Raw genomic sequence first — 14,841 nt, 5'->3', positions numbered from 1 at the left:
ATAGCCGCTGTGCAACAATAACAGTATACGTGTTTACAGAAGACCGTGGCGTCGAACGGTGACAGTAGCGAGTGACAAGCGGAGTTGTCAGAGAGCTGGTGTTCGGTGCAAACCAGCCCCTTCCACATCGCGAAGTACACACCGGGAGCCTTCCGGACAATCCGGACGGAGCAGACCGTTATCCTGTGCGATGAGCGGAAAGGATGCCGTGCGCATCTTTTCAACTAGGGTGGTACCGCGGGTGCAGACTCGTCCCTAAATTGGGGCGGGTTTTTTTATTTTATGCAAGTATGGATCAAAGAAAAGGAGCTGTACTGGGATGAGTGTCGAACAGACAAATGAGACATACGCGCTGACAGAAGCGCAGAAGCAGGAAGTGGAACGCCAGCTGTCGGTGATTCGCCGAGGTGCTGTGGAGATTATTCCCGAGGAGGAGCTGCGCCGCAAGCTGGAGCGTTTCGTCGCGACCGGCCGTCCGCTGAAAGTGAAGCTGGGACTGGACCCGTCCGCTCCCGACATTCACGTCGGCCATACGGTCGTGCTGCAAAAGCTGCGTCAGTTCCAGGAACTGGGCCACACCGTGCAGTTGGTCATCGGCGACTTCACCGGCCGCATCGGCGACCCGACGGGCAAGTCGGAGACGCGCAAGCAGTTGACCGAGGAACAGGTGAAGGAGAATGCGAAAAGCTACGTGGAGCAGTTTGGCAAGGTGCTGGACGCCAGCCGCGTGGAAGTGCACTACAACTCCAGTTGGCTGGCGCCGCTGACGTTTGCCGACGTGGTGCAGCTGGCGGCCCGGACCACGGTGGCCCGGATGATGGAACGGGACGATTTCGAGAAGCGCTTCAACAGCGGCCAGGCCATCTCGCTGCATGAATTCTTCTACCCGTTGATGCAGGGCTACGATTCGGTGGCGCTGCAAAGCGACGTGGAACTGGGCGGCACCGATCAGAAGTTCAATCTGCTGATGGGGCGCCACCTGCAGAGAGAGTACGGCCAGGAGCAGCAGGTGATCCTCACCATGCCGCTCTTGGAAGGGCTGGACGGCGTGCAGAAGATGTCCAAGAGTCTGGGCAACTACATCGGAGTCAACGAAGCGCCGAACGAAATATACGGCAAGGCGATGTCCGTGCCGGACGAGCTGATGCTCCGCTACTACGAACTGGCGACCGACATCTCCAGCGAGGAACTGGAAGCGTTGAAGAACGGCCTTGCCGACGGCAGCGTGCACCCGCGTGATGCCAAGATGCGGCTGGCGAAAACCTTTGTGCGCATGTTCCACGGCGAGGAGGCGGCTGAAGAGGCGGAGACCTACTTCAAAACCGTCTTCCAGCAGCGCGCCCTGCCGACCGATCTGCCGGAAGTGGAGCTGAATCTGGCAGCGTACGAAAACGGCGAGGCCAACATTGTCAACCTCGTGTTTGACCTGAAGCTGGTCGACTCCAAGGGGGAGGGCCGCCGCATGGTGCAGCAGGGAGCGGTCAAGGTAAACGAGGAGAAAGTGGCCGACATTAATCAAAGCGTGCCGCTTGCGGACGGCATGGTCGTCCAGGTGGGCAAGCGGAAGTTTGCAAAGGTGAAACTGGTGTAGACAAGGCAAAAAGCGGTCCGTGCGGAATTTTTCCGAGCGGACTGCTTTTTATTATGGGAGGCAAGGCATCTTGTCCTGTTGACGGGGATCGTGCTGTTGGCGTCTGCGTCGGCTGCAGGCAAGAGATCGGGTTTGTTTTGTAAATATTTCGTCCTTTCTTTACAATGAGTGTAACGCTTGTTCATGGAGGGAGTGGAAGGATGAAAGAACTGATACACGAATACGCACAGGGATACGAACTGCTGCGGGCGTCCATCGACGGCTTGAGCGAGGAGCAGATGCGCTTTCGGCCGGCACCTGGCAAATGGAGCATCCACGAAATCATCGTGCATGTGACTGACTCAGAGATTGTCGGGCTTCATCGGTTTAAAACGGTTCTGGCTGAGGATCGGCCGCTGCTGACCGCCTTTGACCAGGACAAATGGGCTGCCCAATTACGCTACCATGAACTGGACGCCGGGCAATACCTGCTGCTGTTCAAGTTTCTGCGGGAAAGCTTTTTGCCTGTCCTGTCCAGACTGACGGAAGACGACTGGCAGCGGGTGGGCATTCACTCGGAAGCCGGCCCCATGACATTTGCCCAGCTGCTGCAAAAGTACGTCGACCACATCCGCGATCACCTCAGGCAGATCGAGCGGGTCAAAGCGGCGATGAGCTGACGGACCCGATGAGCAAGCCGGATGGGAGCAGGTACTTGCTTTTGGCAAAAAAAAGAAGTCGGGATAACCCGACTTCTTTTTCTCTATCAAAGATTAACGGCTGTAGAACTCGACGATCAGTTTTTCGTTGATTTCCGCCGGCATTTCTTCGCGGTCCGGCAGACGGTTGAACGTACCTTCCATTGCGTTGTCGTTGAACGTGATGTAGTTCGGCAGGAAGTTGCGCGCTTCCAGCGAATCTTTAATGATTTGCAGGTTGCGGGACTTCTCGCGAACGCTGATCACGTCGCCCGGTTGTACGCGGTAGGAAGGAATGTTCACTTTTTTGCCGTTTACCAGGAAGTGACCGTGGTTAACCAGTTGGCGCGCAGCCGGACGAGTCGGCGCGAAGCCCATGCGGTATACCACGTTGTCCAGACGGGACTCCAGCAGTTTCATGAAGTTTTCGCCAACAACGCCGTGCATTTTGGTAGCTTGCTCGAACGTGCGGCGGAATTGCTTTTCGCTCACGCCGAACATGTGGCGCAGTTTTTGTTTTTCTTGCAGCTGGATGCCGTACTCGCTCAGTTTGCGGCGGCTGTGGCCGTGTTGGCCAGGCGGGTAATTCCGTTTGATGTCTTTGCCAGTGCCATCCAGGGAGATGCCCAGACGACGAGCCAGTTTGTGACGTGGACCAGTGTAACGTGCCATGTTTTCATTCTCCTTTAAAATGGGATTCACAGGTGTTTACTTCCGGAAGGCTAGTTCCATCTTTACCTACACGAACTTCGGACGGTAGCGTTTCCGCATCGTGCTCCTCACAGGTAGTTCAGCCGCAGCCTGTAAAGGGATGAAACTAAGAGAGGGTGACACTTCCGTTTTTACCTGCAATCAATGCTACCCTGTACACATACATCCAATATTATAGTCTTGGAGCGCGCAAAGTCAAGGAAAATGTAACGGGGCGGCCTCATGGGGTCCGCCCCGGCTGCGTTTTTGGCTGCTGGTGCAGCTGCCAGTTAAGCCGGTTAAAACGTGCGGTTCTCTTCCAGCTCGCTGCGTTTTTCCAGGAAACGGGCAAACGCGACGGCAGCATCAGCCCGGGAGACGCTGCCCTTCGGCTGGAACTCCCCTTTGGCGGGCGTCATAATGCCCAGCGTCGACACGATCACGATGGCGCCGCGGTGGGTGGATTGGTCGATGTCGGTCAGCTTCGTCGCGAACATCTCAGCGTGTTCCGACAGTTTGCGGTATCCCAGGGCGCGGACGATCATGTCCGCCAGTTCTTCCCGTGTGATCGTCTCATCCGGCTTCAGCGACGGGGAGTTTTTGTCCAGCAGGCCGCGATCGACTGCGGCTTCGACAGCGGCGAAGTATTTGGACGTGCTGGCGACGTCGCTGAAACTCGCTTTTCGTCCGGCGGCCACGGGCAGTACCCGTCCTTGATTGAGGCTGAGCATCAGCATCTGGATCATTTCCCCGCGGGTAATGCTGCGCTCCGGCATGATGTTGCCGTCGATCAGGGAGAGCGCCTCGTACTCGTACATCAGCATCAGCGCTTTCTCGGCTGGGTGCCCCTTCAGGTCGGCAGGGGCGGGACGATGCAGCTGGATCGGCTTGCCCGTCGACAGGCTGCGCCAGTCGCCGCTGACAGCGTCATAGACGTACGGCTGATCCAGCGGCGTCACTGCGGCCCGATACACCAGCTTTGCCTTGCGTTCCGGCAGCGTAACGGCTTTTTCAGCGCGGAAAGCGACCGCGTCATCCGGCAAGGGCTCGAGCATGTAGACCGCTTCCACTTCCGTTTCCTTCTCCCAGGCTGCCAATGCTTCCGCGGCGGAGCGGTGCTTCGGTACCTGGGACGGATAGGTCTCGGACCCAAAATGCGTGTTGTAGGTGAGCACTTCGCCGGTGGCAGCATCAAATGAGACGCTGGCTGAGCCGGTGGCAGCGGGAATGCCGTTGACCAGCCGCTGGAACCGCACCTCGTACCGCTCGGCGTCCGGTTTCAGTTCTGTTGTTTCCGTCACATAGAGCCGGTCGGCCCAGGTCGGCGTCCAGGAGCGGATCACTTCCGCTGCTTTTTTCTTCAAGCTGTTTGCGTCTGCTTTTTTGGCCGCGTCCTTTTTAGGCTCCGGCAGCTGGTTGTTCTTGCTGAAGTGGTACACGTCTCCGTTGAGCGCGTCCATGGCGATATAGACATAGCTTTGGCCGTTGGCGTTCTTTGTTTGGTATTCCAGGTTCCAGACCGGCCGGCTGCCGTTGGAGTCCTTTTCGTTGTAGGAGGCAGCACGCAGTTTGTATCCGGAGAGATCAAACGTCCGTTCTGCCAACTGCACGGCAGCTTCCTGGGTGAGCGCACTGCCCGTATGGCGCGGGGACAGGCGCTTGCTGCTTGCGGGTGATGTCTCCGCCTCAGGTTTGAGCGGCTCGAGCGAGTCCGTCAAAGGCGTACCGTTTTTTGCGTCCAGGTAAAAGGTGAACGGGTTCTCATATGCCAGAATCGGCTTGTTTCGCTCCTCCCCCCGCGCATCCCAGGGAAGCACGTAGGAGAGCTTTGCCTTGGCGTGCTGCTTGAACAGCGCGGCAGCTTCCTCGGGCGACAGCATCCGTTGCGGCTTTTCAAAGCGGACGCCGTCACTCCAACTCAGCGTGTAACCGGTGACTGTACCGGCAGCGTTGACGGTGATCTCCACGCTGTTGTCGGGGAACGGCACGTCATCCACCAGGCGGACAAACCGGAATGTGTAGGAGGTATTGGAATCAAGCGGCGTTTTGGGCACTGGCAGATCCCGCGTATACAGACGGGTCGCTTTCGCTTTGGCCGGGTTGTGACGGGCGAGGAACTGCTCCGCCGCCTTCTGTGCCTCGGCATACGACACGCGGTCTGCATAGGCGGGTTTGGACGGATGTTGCTGGTAGTGGGAATAGCCGGTCAGCTCCCCGCTGTCGGCGTGGATGCTGACAGTATAGGAGTACGCAATCTCGTTCTGGTCTTTTTTCACCCAGATAAACGTCCATTCCGGAAACGTACGCCAGATGTCGGCAGAACGGAACGACACGTTTTCCAGCTCCAGTCCCTGCGGAACCAGTTTTTTGGCGATATTCAGCGCTGCCTCCTTGGAGAGTTTGGCTTTGCTGGCGGCGTCGGTCAGCTGATTGCCTGCCGGGGCGCTGATCGGTGTGGCCTGGACGGGAGCTTCGGCCGGCAGCAGCTGCGCGGCGTAAGCCTGGGCGGCAGGCGCCAACAGGACAGCGCTCAGCACGACGGATCCCGATCGGATGATCCATGGTTTCATGTACAATTCCTCCTCGGTGTCAAAATCACGCGTACACCTTCTCTGACGAGAGAATTGGCGCGCTCGTTTCACGCGGGGGGAGAAAATGGAGGCGGGAGGAAAAATGGGAATTTTGTCCCAAATGTGTCGTAATCTATATGGAATTGCAAACATTCATCTTATATAATGAAAAAAGACCAGCACCAGAATCACGGGAGGAGTAATCAACTTGGATACAATCGTCTACTTGATTCGCCACGGTGAAACGGATTGGAACCTTGCGCGCCGCATTCAGGGCCACAGTGACGTGGCGCTGAACGAAGCAGGATTGCGCCAGGCTCGGCAGGTGGCTGCCCGGTTTCGCGGCAAGACCATCCGTGCCGTCTACTCCAGCGATCTCAGCCGGGCGATGCAGACAGCCCGCCAGATTGCGGAGAACGCCGGTGTTTCCGTTTCCGCCTTGGATGCGCTCAGGGAGCGGTGCTACGGTCAGTGGGAAGGATTGACGTACGAAGAAATCAGGGAACGATTTGCCCACCAAGATGAAGCGGCATGCGGAATTGAGACCTTCGAGGGAATGCAACAGCGAGCTGTGACGACGTTGACCGGATTGGCGGCAGACCATCCGGGCGAAGAGATTGTTGTCGTATCCCACGGAGGCTTTATTAATTGCTTTTTGCACTACGTGACCAATGGCGAGCAGGGGACGGGTGTAACGCGGATCGACAATACGGCAGTCAACGTGTTCCGCTACACCGGACAGAGTTGGGAAGTGCTGCAGGTCAATGATACTGACCATTTGGAAAAATGAGAATACGCTGAGAGAGGGAATATCTCGTGTCAAGCAAAAAGTTGGGGAAGTTGGAGACGGTCTTTTCCTACATGGCCCACTTTATTCTGCAATCCTGGCCGGAAAAGCGTCCAGGCATTCTTTACTTGACAGATTCCGTCGGCTGTTTGCTCAAAGTTATCAGGATGCAAGGCGGCCAAACCTGGAATCCCAACGGACTTGACCTGCGAAAGGGCAGCTCGCTTTGCGGTGATGCCCGTTCTCCCGTATCCCGCGCCCTGCGTACGGGAGAGATCACGGTATGTGTGGCGGACAGCGGTCCCCTGGTCTGGGGCGCGTTTCCGCTGTGCGAACGCGACGGGCGTGCCCGTGCCGTTATCGGCATGCTGGCCCCCCACAACGAGGTAGACTTCGATTTTTGTTCCTTCATGCGTGGGCTGGAACCGTTGCTCCGGATGGGATACGATGCCTACATTCAGCACGCCACCAGCGAAATCGTGATGAACCTGGCCAGACATGACAATACACAGGACCTGCTGGCCAGCTTGGTGCGGCAGATCGCGGACATCGTGGAGAAAGGGTACTGCTCTGCCGTCAAGCTGACGGAAGCCGGAACGCTGAACAGCCGGGAGCTGGCCACCAGCGAGCCGGCGGGCGAGGGGGACTGCCACATCAGACAGGTGGCGGCCCGACTGGGCGATCGGGTTATCACGCCGTCCGTGTGGGACGAGCAGCGCACCGTCGTCTTTCCCATCTCCTGCGAAAACAGGCCGCTGTACGCGCTGTTTCTGCACCTTGCGCCTGATGAGCCGGATTGCGTGTACGATGAGCGGGATGTCGCCTTCCTGCAGGAAGTGGGGGAAAAGGCGAGCTACGCCTTGTGGCGGACCATGGTCGCCGATGCGCTGCGCCGTGAGGCCACGCAAAAGGATCTCTTGTATCAGTTGATGACCAGGATTCAGGCCTCGATCGACGTGGAAGACGTGCTGAACGAGATCGTGACCAGCATCCGAAAGCTCTTTCCGACGGCCTTTGTCGAACTGTTCTTGACCGTGGAAACCAACGCCACCACACCCGTCAAACCCCTCTCCTTTCAGGACGATGACGCGTCCACCAGCACGCAGGCGTACCTGGAGGGAAGGCTGGTCGTCGATTACGAAGAGCACGACGGCATCCCGATGGCCGTGATCGCCGCCCCGCTGTTGGGCAAACAGGGCATTTACGGGGTGCTGCAGCTGACGGCAGAACGGCAGGCAGCGCCGGGACGGCAGGAGACGGAGTACATCTCCATCCTGGCGGAGACAGCGGGGAAAGCCTTTGAAAACGCCCAGCTCTACCAGCAGTCGCGCAACTTGATCCGCGAGCTGCGTCTGATCAACGAAATGGCCCGGCAGCTGAACCGCAGCCTGAATCTGAAGGAAATCCTCGACTTTGTGACAAAGAAGCTCCTGGAGACCTTCTCGGCTGAATTTGTCGCCATCCTGCGCAAACGGCCGGACGACGACCGCTTTGAAGTCATCTCGTCATCGCTGCCCGCGTGTCACGGACAGCTGGTGTCGGCCTCGGAAAAACCGTTGGCGGATGCCGTGGCCGGCAAACAGGTGCTCATGCTCGCACAGCCCGGTGCCAAACCGCTGCCCTTTTCCCTGATGCCCTGCGCATCGCTGATGGGAGTGCCGCTGGTGGTGGAAGGAGAGCTGGGAGGCGTGCTGCTCGTTGCGGATTCCCGCCATCATTTTTTTGGTTTTGACGATTATAAACTGCTGGAGATCTTCGGGCAGCACGTGAGCCTGGCCATGACCAACGCCATGCTGCACAACGAAGTGGAGCGGATGGTGATCACCGACAACTTGACCGGACTTTACACCCGGCGCCACCTGAACGACTGCGTGCGGACTTCATTGGAGAAAGACAGCCACGGTTCGCTCCTCTTGATAGATATCGATTATTTTAAAACGGTAAACGACACGTACGGGCATCAGGTGGGCGATGAAGTCCTGCTGCAGGTGTCCGACCTGATTCGACGAAACATTCGTGAATCGGATATTGCGGCCCGCTGGGGTGGCGAGGAACTGGCGATCTACCTGCCGCGTGTGGACAAGGCGACCGCCCATGGCATCGCCGAGCGCATCCGCTCCCTTGTGCAGGCGGAAACGATTCCGCAGGTCACCATCTCCTGCGGCCTGGCCGCATGGTGCCGGGATCAGCAGCCGCAGTACAGCGTGGAAGAGCTGTTCCACCAGGCAGACGTCGCCTTGTACGAGGCGAAACACAAAGGCAGAAACCAGGTGATTCTCGCGTAGGAGCCAAACGAGGCTCTTTGCTTTTTCTGCCGATAAAATTGGCTTCGCCGACAGGAACGCACCAGCTTTTCCAGGATTCACAAACACAGACAGGACGGGGGAATGGCGAATGAGCACTGACAAGCACAAGCGAATGGCTGAACAAGTAGCGAATGGGGTGTACCGGATTATGATTCCCACTCCCTTTTCCGTCGGCGCGGTCAACGTCTATCTGGTGGAGGGCGAACGGCTGACGCTGGTGGATGCCGGACCGCTGACCGAAGAGGCCTGGCAGGCGCTGACGGACGGACTGGATGAGCTCGGTTACCCGGTGGATGCGATCGAACAGGTGATTTTGACCCACCATCACGTCGACCACTGCGGGTTGTTGGAACGTGTCCGTGAGTCGTCGGGAGCGCGCATCTACGCCCATCCGCTCTCCGTCCCGTACGTGGAGTGGCACGAACCGTTTCTCGATTTTCACGATCGGTTTTTCCACGAGCTCTATCGGGAGAGCGGCGTGCCCGAGGAGAAACTCTCCCTCATCCGCAAGTTTCACCAGCTGATGATGACATTTTCCCAAAAAAGCCGCATCGACGGCTTGCTAAAGCACGAACAGACGGCGCCCCATCTGTCCGGGTGGCAGGTTCTCTACACCCCGGGCCACTCGCAGAGCCATCTTTCCCTGTACCGGGCGGCTGATCGCGTCATGATCGCCGGGGATCACATCATCAAACACATCTCTTCCAATGCCTTTGTCGAGCCGCCCCGCGATCAGTCGCGGGCCAGACCGCTGACTCTGGTGCAGTACCGGACGGCGCTTCAGATGTGCGCCGACATGGAGATCGACCTGGTGCTGCCCGGGCACGGCGAGCCGGTCACCAATCACCGCGAGCTGATTCTGGCGCGATTGCAGAAAAACTGGGAGCGGACGGACATGCTCCGCCGGTTCCTGGCTGACGGTGAAAAGACGGCCTACGAGCTGAATGCGCTCTTGTTTCCAACGCTGTATGAAAAAGAACTGCCGCTCACACTCTCGGAAACACTGGGCCACATCGACCTGTTGGCGATTCTGCACCAGGTGGAGATCAGGGAGAAAGACGGCGTGCTCTACTATTCCCTTTGACCCGCCAGCAGAATAAGCCTTTTCTTCCTCGGATACCCTAATGGCGACGAGGAGGAGGGACGAACATGCGCAAAGCGTTGCACTTCGTTTTCTTGCCCCTGCTGTGCGCTGTGCTGGCAGGCTGCAATACGATGGGAGACAGGCCAAACGCGCAAGCCGCCTATGACCAGGTTCGCGACCGTTTTGCCGAGCAGGAGTCATTTGCGTTTTACGGACAGACCAAGCTGTTGACCGGGGACACCGCCAACGCAAACGTCGTCAGTTTCTCCGGACGGAAGCATAAGGAAGGCATCTTGATGAACGTAAAGCTGTCACAGCCCGAACAAAAGCGGGTCCAAACCCTGTCGCTTTTGTCCAGGCAAGAGCGGCTGTTCGTCAAGCAGGAGAGCGACCGGGAATGGAAGAGCGCGGGACTCGACGGGTCGTTTCGCCAGGAGCTGAACAACTGGGACCCGGTCTTTGCCTTTCGCCAGATGGACGAGATGAAAAAGAGCGTGCTGCCGTTGACCGACCGCAATACGGCAGATGACATCGAAGCGGTGCGGGTGCTGCTGGACTCGACGAAGCTGAAAAATTGGCTGGCAGAACAAATGAAGCAGCAGGCCGGCCTGCATGTCCAGTCTGCCCATCAGCCGCGGCTCAAGCTGGCGATGACGCTGTCCGACGGTGCGTGGCGAGCACTCCGGCAGGGAGTGTCCATCCAGGCGGCGGAGACAAACGTCGACGAGATGATTGACCAGATGGAGCTGGAGGCGGAGTACACCGTGTATTACAACAAGACCACCATGCTGCCCACCAGCCTGGTGATGTCCATTCGCTCCGAGTACGACGCCAACAACCAACGGGTACTGGAACACACCCGGGTGGAGACATTTCTGCAGAACTACGGACAAGTGCAGCCGCTGCCGAACCCGACGAGCGCGGAGAAAACATCAAAGTAAAAATGAAAGCAGGCGTTCGCGTGCCGCAGGTGCGGTGTGTGAGCGCCTTTTTGCGCGGGGCGTCACAGCAGCCGCCGACCTTGCGCTGTCGAGACGTTTTCGCGTAATTGCCCAGAATTGGCAGGAGGAACTCTGGAAAACTTTGTCGAACTATCTACAGGACTGTCTATTTGTTGGCGAATGGTCTGCACAAAAGGCATGTGCCTGAGCAGCCTTGCTGCCCGGTTCGGATTTTCAATGGCCGGAACTGGAGAGGGGAATGGCGAATGGATCAGACCAAGCTGCGCATTCTGTCGGCAGCGGCCAAGCTGTTTGACATACACGGCTACCACGGCACGTCCGTGCGTCAGATCGCGGAAGAAGCGCGGGTGAACGTCGCGCTCATTTCCTACCACTTCCGGGGAAAGCAGGGCGTGCTGGAGACGCTGATCGCCTCGTATTTTGAAACGCTGTTTCGCCAGCTGGATATACGGGAAAAAGAAGACAGCGGACTTCCTGCCATGGAACGGCTGGAGCGGGTGATTCGCCTCTACCTGTCGTTTCAGCGGGAGCACGCGCCGATCACTCGGCTGATTCAGCGTGAATTGAGCGTGGAGTCGATGCTGGCGCGGGAAGTGATGACGCTGTACCTGAGCCGCTGGAAGCACGGCATCGCCAACGTGATCGAAGAAGGAATTGCTGCGGGAGAGTTTCGCGTCGTGCCGGTGGATCGCATCGCACTGGCCACGGCCAGCCAGCTCATTTACCCGTTTTTGCAGCCGCAATCGGTGCGGGAAGTCTACTATCTGGAGCCGGCTTCGGAGGAGTTTGCGGATTGGCTGCTCGTCTCCGTCATGCGCTATCTGGAAGCGTGGCTGCTACCGGCCCGCGGATAAGCCGGCTCGTGATTCTTGAGAATTTTTACATTAAGGGGTTGTCATGACCGTGAAAAGAAATTGGGTCCTGCTCTGTCTGGCAGGCATGCTCTTATATGCGAATCCGGCAATGGCTGTGCCGTTTCCGGACAAAACGGACGAAGTGATTCAAGACGCCGACGGTTATCTGAAAAAGAACGAACGGGAGAGCGCTGCCGAAGCAATCAAGCAGCTCGGCGGCAATTACAAGGTGGTGGTGGTCGAAAGCACCCAACCGGAAGCGCAAACGCCCGACGAATACGCGAAAAAGCTGTACGACAACTACAACCTGCCCGAGGACACCCTGATGGTCGTGCTTGACATCAACACCCAGGAGCTTGGGGTACATGCAGGACCGGCCCTGGCGGCAAAAGGGGCCACTCCTGAGCTGCTGCACGAAAAAGCGGAGGCCTACTATGAACCGTTCCGCGTGGACAAACAATACCTGCAGGGAATCCAGGCGTTTTTGTCGGAAGTCAAGGGAGAATTGGAAGGGTTGAAGAACAAGCCGGGCGCGGCCGCAGGTTCTCCAGACACTGCCCAGCAGCAGAAACAATCGGACTCGGGTCTGCCTTGGTGGCTGTACGGGATTGGCGCAGTCTTTGCCGCTCTCTCCGCTGCGCTGGTGTACGCGATGATCCGCCGCCGCGCCATTTTTGCCCAGGTGGATGCGGTGGAGGAGTGGAAGGACCAACTGGTGGAAAAAATCAACGTCATTGAGGTGGACAAGCAGATGCGCCGTTCCCGCGGCAAGACGGAGGAGCGGTTCATGCACCTGGCCGACCGGAAGGAAAACCTGCTGCGCATCCGCATCCCCGATGTGGAGATGATGATTCTGGACGCGGAGGAGGCGTGCGACCGCTTCCGCTTCCAAATGGCGCTCGGCCTGCTGGAGGAAGCGCGGGAGATGCTCGGTTCCATCGAGCAGGAATTGGACGCATTGAAGACGGACACCACCCAGGTGATCGCCACGAAAAAGGAAAGCAAGCTGGCCATTCCGGAAATCGGCAAGCAGATGGAGCAGGTGGAACGGCGACTGTCCGACCTGCGTCTGGAGTACGGGCTGTCCTTTCACGAATTGAAGACGGCGCTGGATGACGTGGAAATGATGCGCGCCAAGATCAAGGAAGCGCGCACGGACGGCGACGACGTGCTGGCCTATGACATCACGCTGAAGGCGCAACAGCTGCTGGGCAAGCTGACCAGCGACCTGGAGCGGATACCGGCGTTGGTCGGACGCGTGTTGAAGGAGATGCCGGAAGAGTTCAGGCAGTTGGAGGAAGGCATCATCCAGGCGACGGGTGACGGGTACGATCTGAACCGCGACCCGCTGGAAGGCTCCCTGATGCAGGCCAAGCAGCTGATCAATGCGGCGAAGTCGGCATTGGAAGAGGGAAGCCTGGACATGGTGGAGACCCATGTAAAAGCGTTTGACGTGCTGATTGACACCACGTACCAGAACATCGAGAACATGGTCCTGAGCCAACGGGAGGCAGCAGCATCCCTCTCCGCAGCAGAACCCAGGGCAGGGGAGCAGGCTGGCGGAGAGTCAAATGGAATCATCGGAGAAAACGCTGCTGACGAGATGCCGATCAAGCCGGCGGCGGCAGATCGGGCGGCTGCACCTGCAGCAGCGCTTGCCGATGCGGCAGCGGGAGCTGTTGCTGCGGCGGCTGTTTCCGCATCAGGGGCCGCTGAAACTGCATCAGAAAACGCTAAAACCGCACCAGCAGCCGCTGCAACCCCACCAGCAGCAGCGGCCTTGTCGGGAGCAGCCACAGCGGAAGCCGCCGCACAGGGGGCTGCCGGCCATGTCTTGACAGGAGAAAATGAGGAACGGACTGCTGCAGCGTCGGAGCGTTTGGAAACCGGACCGGAAGACGGCGCTGTCGCCCCCGCGGCGGCGTCACAAGAGGCGCTGACCCAGGCGGAGCGGGAATGGCTGTTTGACTCGCCGGCTGCCCGTCCCGGTAAAAAACCGCCGGTCCACGCCGAAGAACGCATGGCTGTCAGCCACGTGGAAGAGGTGCCGGACCAGGAGGACGCAGAATATGAACTGGTGATCCCCAAAGGCCACGAAGCGCAGGCAGAGGCGAAACAGGAGCAACATCCGGAACCGGAGCGGCTGGTCATCGAGACGGAGGACGACGCCCTCGACGAGTTGGAGCGAATCTCCAGCACGCTGGTGCGGCTTCGTCAGGAGATCAAGCGGAGCTACCTGCCGGGCATTCCGTCCCGGTTGAAATTCCTGTTTGAAGACGTGGTGCAGATCCTCACGCGGATCAAGGCAATGATGGAGCAGTACCGCTACGACCTGGACGAAGTGTCCATTTTGATCAATGAAGCCAACGAACTGCTGCTGGAGACGGAGCATCTGGCGGAGCTGACGATCGCCACCTGCCAAAAGGCAGAAGGAGCGATCCAGTACGCCAACCGCTACCGCCGTCAAAACCGGCAGGTGGATGACATGCTGACCAAAGCGGAACAAGCGTTTCGCCATCTGGCGTTTGACGAGGCGTACCAACTTGCAGAGTCGGCCCGCCTGATCGTGGAAGGGGCATCCGAGGAGCCGGAAAAAGGCTGGCTCTTGCGGCGCAAGAAAAAGGGGTGAAGCGCAGATGATGCTGCCCCTGTTTCTCTTCGCTGTCGGCCTGCTGCTGATGTGGCAGCCCCGCACCAAACGCTGGCGTGCCCGCCTGCTCGCCCACTTCAACGGCGACGAGCAGCGTGTCAGGCAGCGGGCCAATACCTTTTTTCTCCTGGGATTCGCCTTCATCTTGACAGCGCTGGCCTACCTGTACCGGCTGACCATGTAGGGAGTGCCGTTGGCAGACAATGGCGGACGCGGGGATATAAGACTGGAAGGCAAAAAAAGGGAGCGCCGCCTGTTTCATCGACGCCCCGTGTAGGAAGATAAAGGGAGTAGAGGTGTGAGAACCCCGAAACTAGGGGGAGTAGGGGTTCAGCTGACTCTTTTCCAACGAAAAGAGTACCTGTTTCATAGTGTTCCCATTTTTTCTCAAACCAAACCTCTTCGTACAAATACGAAGAGGTTTTTTTCGGTGCGCCCGGCATGGGCGGTAGCTATAGGGTGAAAGTCCCGAACGGGGGTTGGCTGTACCAACCGTTAGCTTAAGGCAAGGGTGTCCGCCGTGAGGCGGAATCTGAAGGAAGCCGGCGGCAAAGTCCTGACCTGAGGTACACGAACCCAATTTGAGGCTGTTGTACTCGGGCGAGCCTGCCGAACAAGGTGAAGCCCCATACAGCCAAGGAGTGCAGCAGTAAATTGGGCAGGTACATGG

At 58.3% G+C, this 14,841-nt stretch carries 11 protein-coding genes and 1 other annotated feature; of the genes, 9 read left to right on the top strand and 2 right to left on the bottom strand.

Translation table 11 applies throughout. The features are described 5' to 3' along the window. The first annotated feature begins 42 nt into the window (after nucleotides 1-42). Nucleotides 43-260: a binding site (T-box leader), on the top strand. Nucleotides 261-319: 59 nt separating this feature from the next. Together tyrS and ETC00_RS17005 are read left to right on the top strand one after the other, a co-directional pair. After that, entirely contained in the window at nucleotides 320-1,591 is a 1,272-nt protein-coding gene (gene tyrS, locus ETC00_RS17010) for a tyrosine--tRNA ligase (protein ID WP_171567322.1), read from the top strand. 200 nt (nucleotides 1,592-1,791) lie between these two features. Then, nucleotides 1,792-2,250: a DinB family protein gene (locus ETC00_RS17005; protein ID WP_171567321.1), complete on the top strand. Its 459-nt coding sequence runs from the start codon at nucleotides 1,792-1,794 to the stop codon at nucleotides 2,248-2,250. Nucleotides 2,251-2,343: 93 nt separating this feature from the next. Here ETC00_RS17005 and rpsD read toward each other — a convergent pair whose 3' ends face one another. Together rpsD and ETC00_RS16995 are read right to left on the bottom strand one after the other, a co-directional pair. Beyond that, complete coding sequence (gene rpsD, locus ETC00_RS17000; protein WP_171567320.1) at nucleotides 2,344-2,940, bottom strand: 30S ribosomal protein S4; 597 nt, start codon at nucleotides 2,938-2,940, stop codon at nucleotides 2,344-2,346. Nucleotides 2,941-3,257: 317 nt separating this feature from the next. After that, nucleotides 3,258-5,528: an S-layer homology domain-containing protein gene (locus ETC00_RS16995; protein ID WP_171567319.1), complete on the bottom strand. Its 2,271-nt coding sequence runs from the start codon at nucleotides 5,526-5,528 to the stop codon at nucleotides 3,258-3,260. 208 nt (nucleotides 5,529-5,736) lie between these two features. Here ETC00_RS16995 and ETC00_RS16990 point away from each other — a divergent pair, with 208 nt between their 5' ends. From ETC00_RS16990 to ETC00_RS16960, 7 genes are all read left to right on the top strand, one after another. Beyond that, nucleotides 5,737-6,318: a histidine phosphatase family protein gene (locus tag ETC00_RS16990; RefSeq protein WP_171567318.1), complete on the top strand. Its 582-nt coding sequence runs from the start codon at nucleotides 5,737-5,739 to the stop codon at nucleotides 6,316-6,318. Nucleotides 6,319-6,344: 26 nt separating this feature from the next. Continuing rightward, on the top strand, nucleotides 6,345-8,600 hold the full coding sequence (locus tag ETC00_RS16985; protein ID WP_230077265.1) for a GGDEF domain-containing protein: 2,256 nt from the start codon (nucleotides 6,345-6,347) through the stop codon (nucleotides 8,598-8,600). A gap of 109 nt (nucleotides 8,601-8,709) precedes the next feature. Further along, nucleotides 8,710-9,705, top strand: coding sequence for an MBL fold metallo-hydrolase (locus ETC00_RS16980; protein WP_171567317.1), 996 nt, complete (start codon nucleotides 8,710-8,712; stop codon nucleotides 9,703-9,705). Nucleotides 9,706-9,770: 65 nt separating this feature from the next. Further along, nucleotides 9,771-10,646 carry a hypothetical protein gene (locus tag ETC00_RS16975; RefSeq protein WP_171567316.1) on the top strand — a complete coding sequence of 292 codons (876 nt, stop codon included), beginning with the start codon at nucleotides 9,771-9,773 and terminating at the stop codon, nucleotides 10,644-10,646. Between the two features lie 266 nt (nucleotides 10,647-10,912). Then, a complete protein-coding gene (refZ, locus tag ETC00_RS16970; RefSeq protein ID WP_171567315.1) occupies nucleotides 10,913-11,521 on the top strand; it encodes a forespore capture DNA-binding protein RefZ in 609 nt (202 codons plus the stop codon). A 49-nt stretch (nucleotides 11,522-11,570) separates the two neighbouring features. Beyond that, entirely contained in the window at nucleotides 11,571-14,150 is a 2,580-nt protein-coding gene (locus tag ETC00_RS16965; RefSeq protein ID WP_171567314.1) for a septation ring formation regulator EzrA, read from the top strand. A gap of 7 nt (nucleotides 14,151-14,157) precedes the next feature. Further along, the gene (locus ETC00_RS16960) at nucleotides 14,158-14,355 is read left to right on the top strand and encodes a hypothetical protein (protein ID WP_171567313.1); all 198 of its coding nucleotides are present in this window, start codon (nucleotides 14,158-14,160) and stop codon (nucleotides 14,353-14,355) included. The last annotated feature ends 486 nt before the right edge of the window (nucleotides 14,356-14,841 follow it).

The organism is Brevibacillus sp. MCWH (assembly GCF_013096935.1).
Taxonomy (GTDB): domain Bacteria; phylum Bacillota; class Bacilli; order Brevibacillales; family Brevibacillaceae; genus Brevibacillus; species Brevibacillus aydinogluensis.
The sequence above is the reverse complement of the archived record's forward strand: the minus strand, read 5'-3'. Positions and strand labels throughout refer to the sequence as shown.

Coding starts and splice junctions, on each gene's coding strand:
- tyrS (WP_171567322.1), top strand. CDS start 320: ATGAGTGTCGAACAGACAAATGAGACATACGCGCTGACAGAAGCGCAG.
- ETC00_RS17005 (WP_171567321.1), top strand. CDS start 1,792: ATGAAAGAACTGATACACGAATACGCACAGGGATACGAACTGCTGCGG.
- rpsD (WP_171567320.1), bottom strand. CDS start 2,940: ATGGCACGTTACACTGGTCCACGTCACAAACTGGCTCGTCGTCTGGGC.
- ETC00_RS16995 (WP_171567319.1), bottom strand. CDS start 5,528: ATGAAACCATGGATCATCCGATCGGGATCCGTCGTGCTGAGCGCTGTC.
- ETC00_RS16980 (WP_171567317.1), top strand. CDS start 8,710: ATGAGCACTGACAAGCACAAGCGAATGGCTGAACAAGTAGCGAATGGG.
- ETC00_RS16975 (WP_171567316.1), top strand. CDS start 9,771: ATGCGCAAAGCGTTGCACTTCGTTTTCTTGCCCCTGCTGTGCGCTGTG.
- refZ (WP_171567315.1), top strand. CDS start 10,913: ATGGATCAGACCAAGCTGCGCATTCTGTCGGCAGCGGCCAAGCTGTTT.
- ETC00_RS16960 (WP_171567313.1), top strand. CDS start 14,158: ATGATGCTGCCCCTGTTTCTCTTCGCTGTCGGCCTGCTGCTGATGTGG.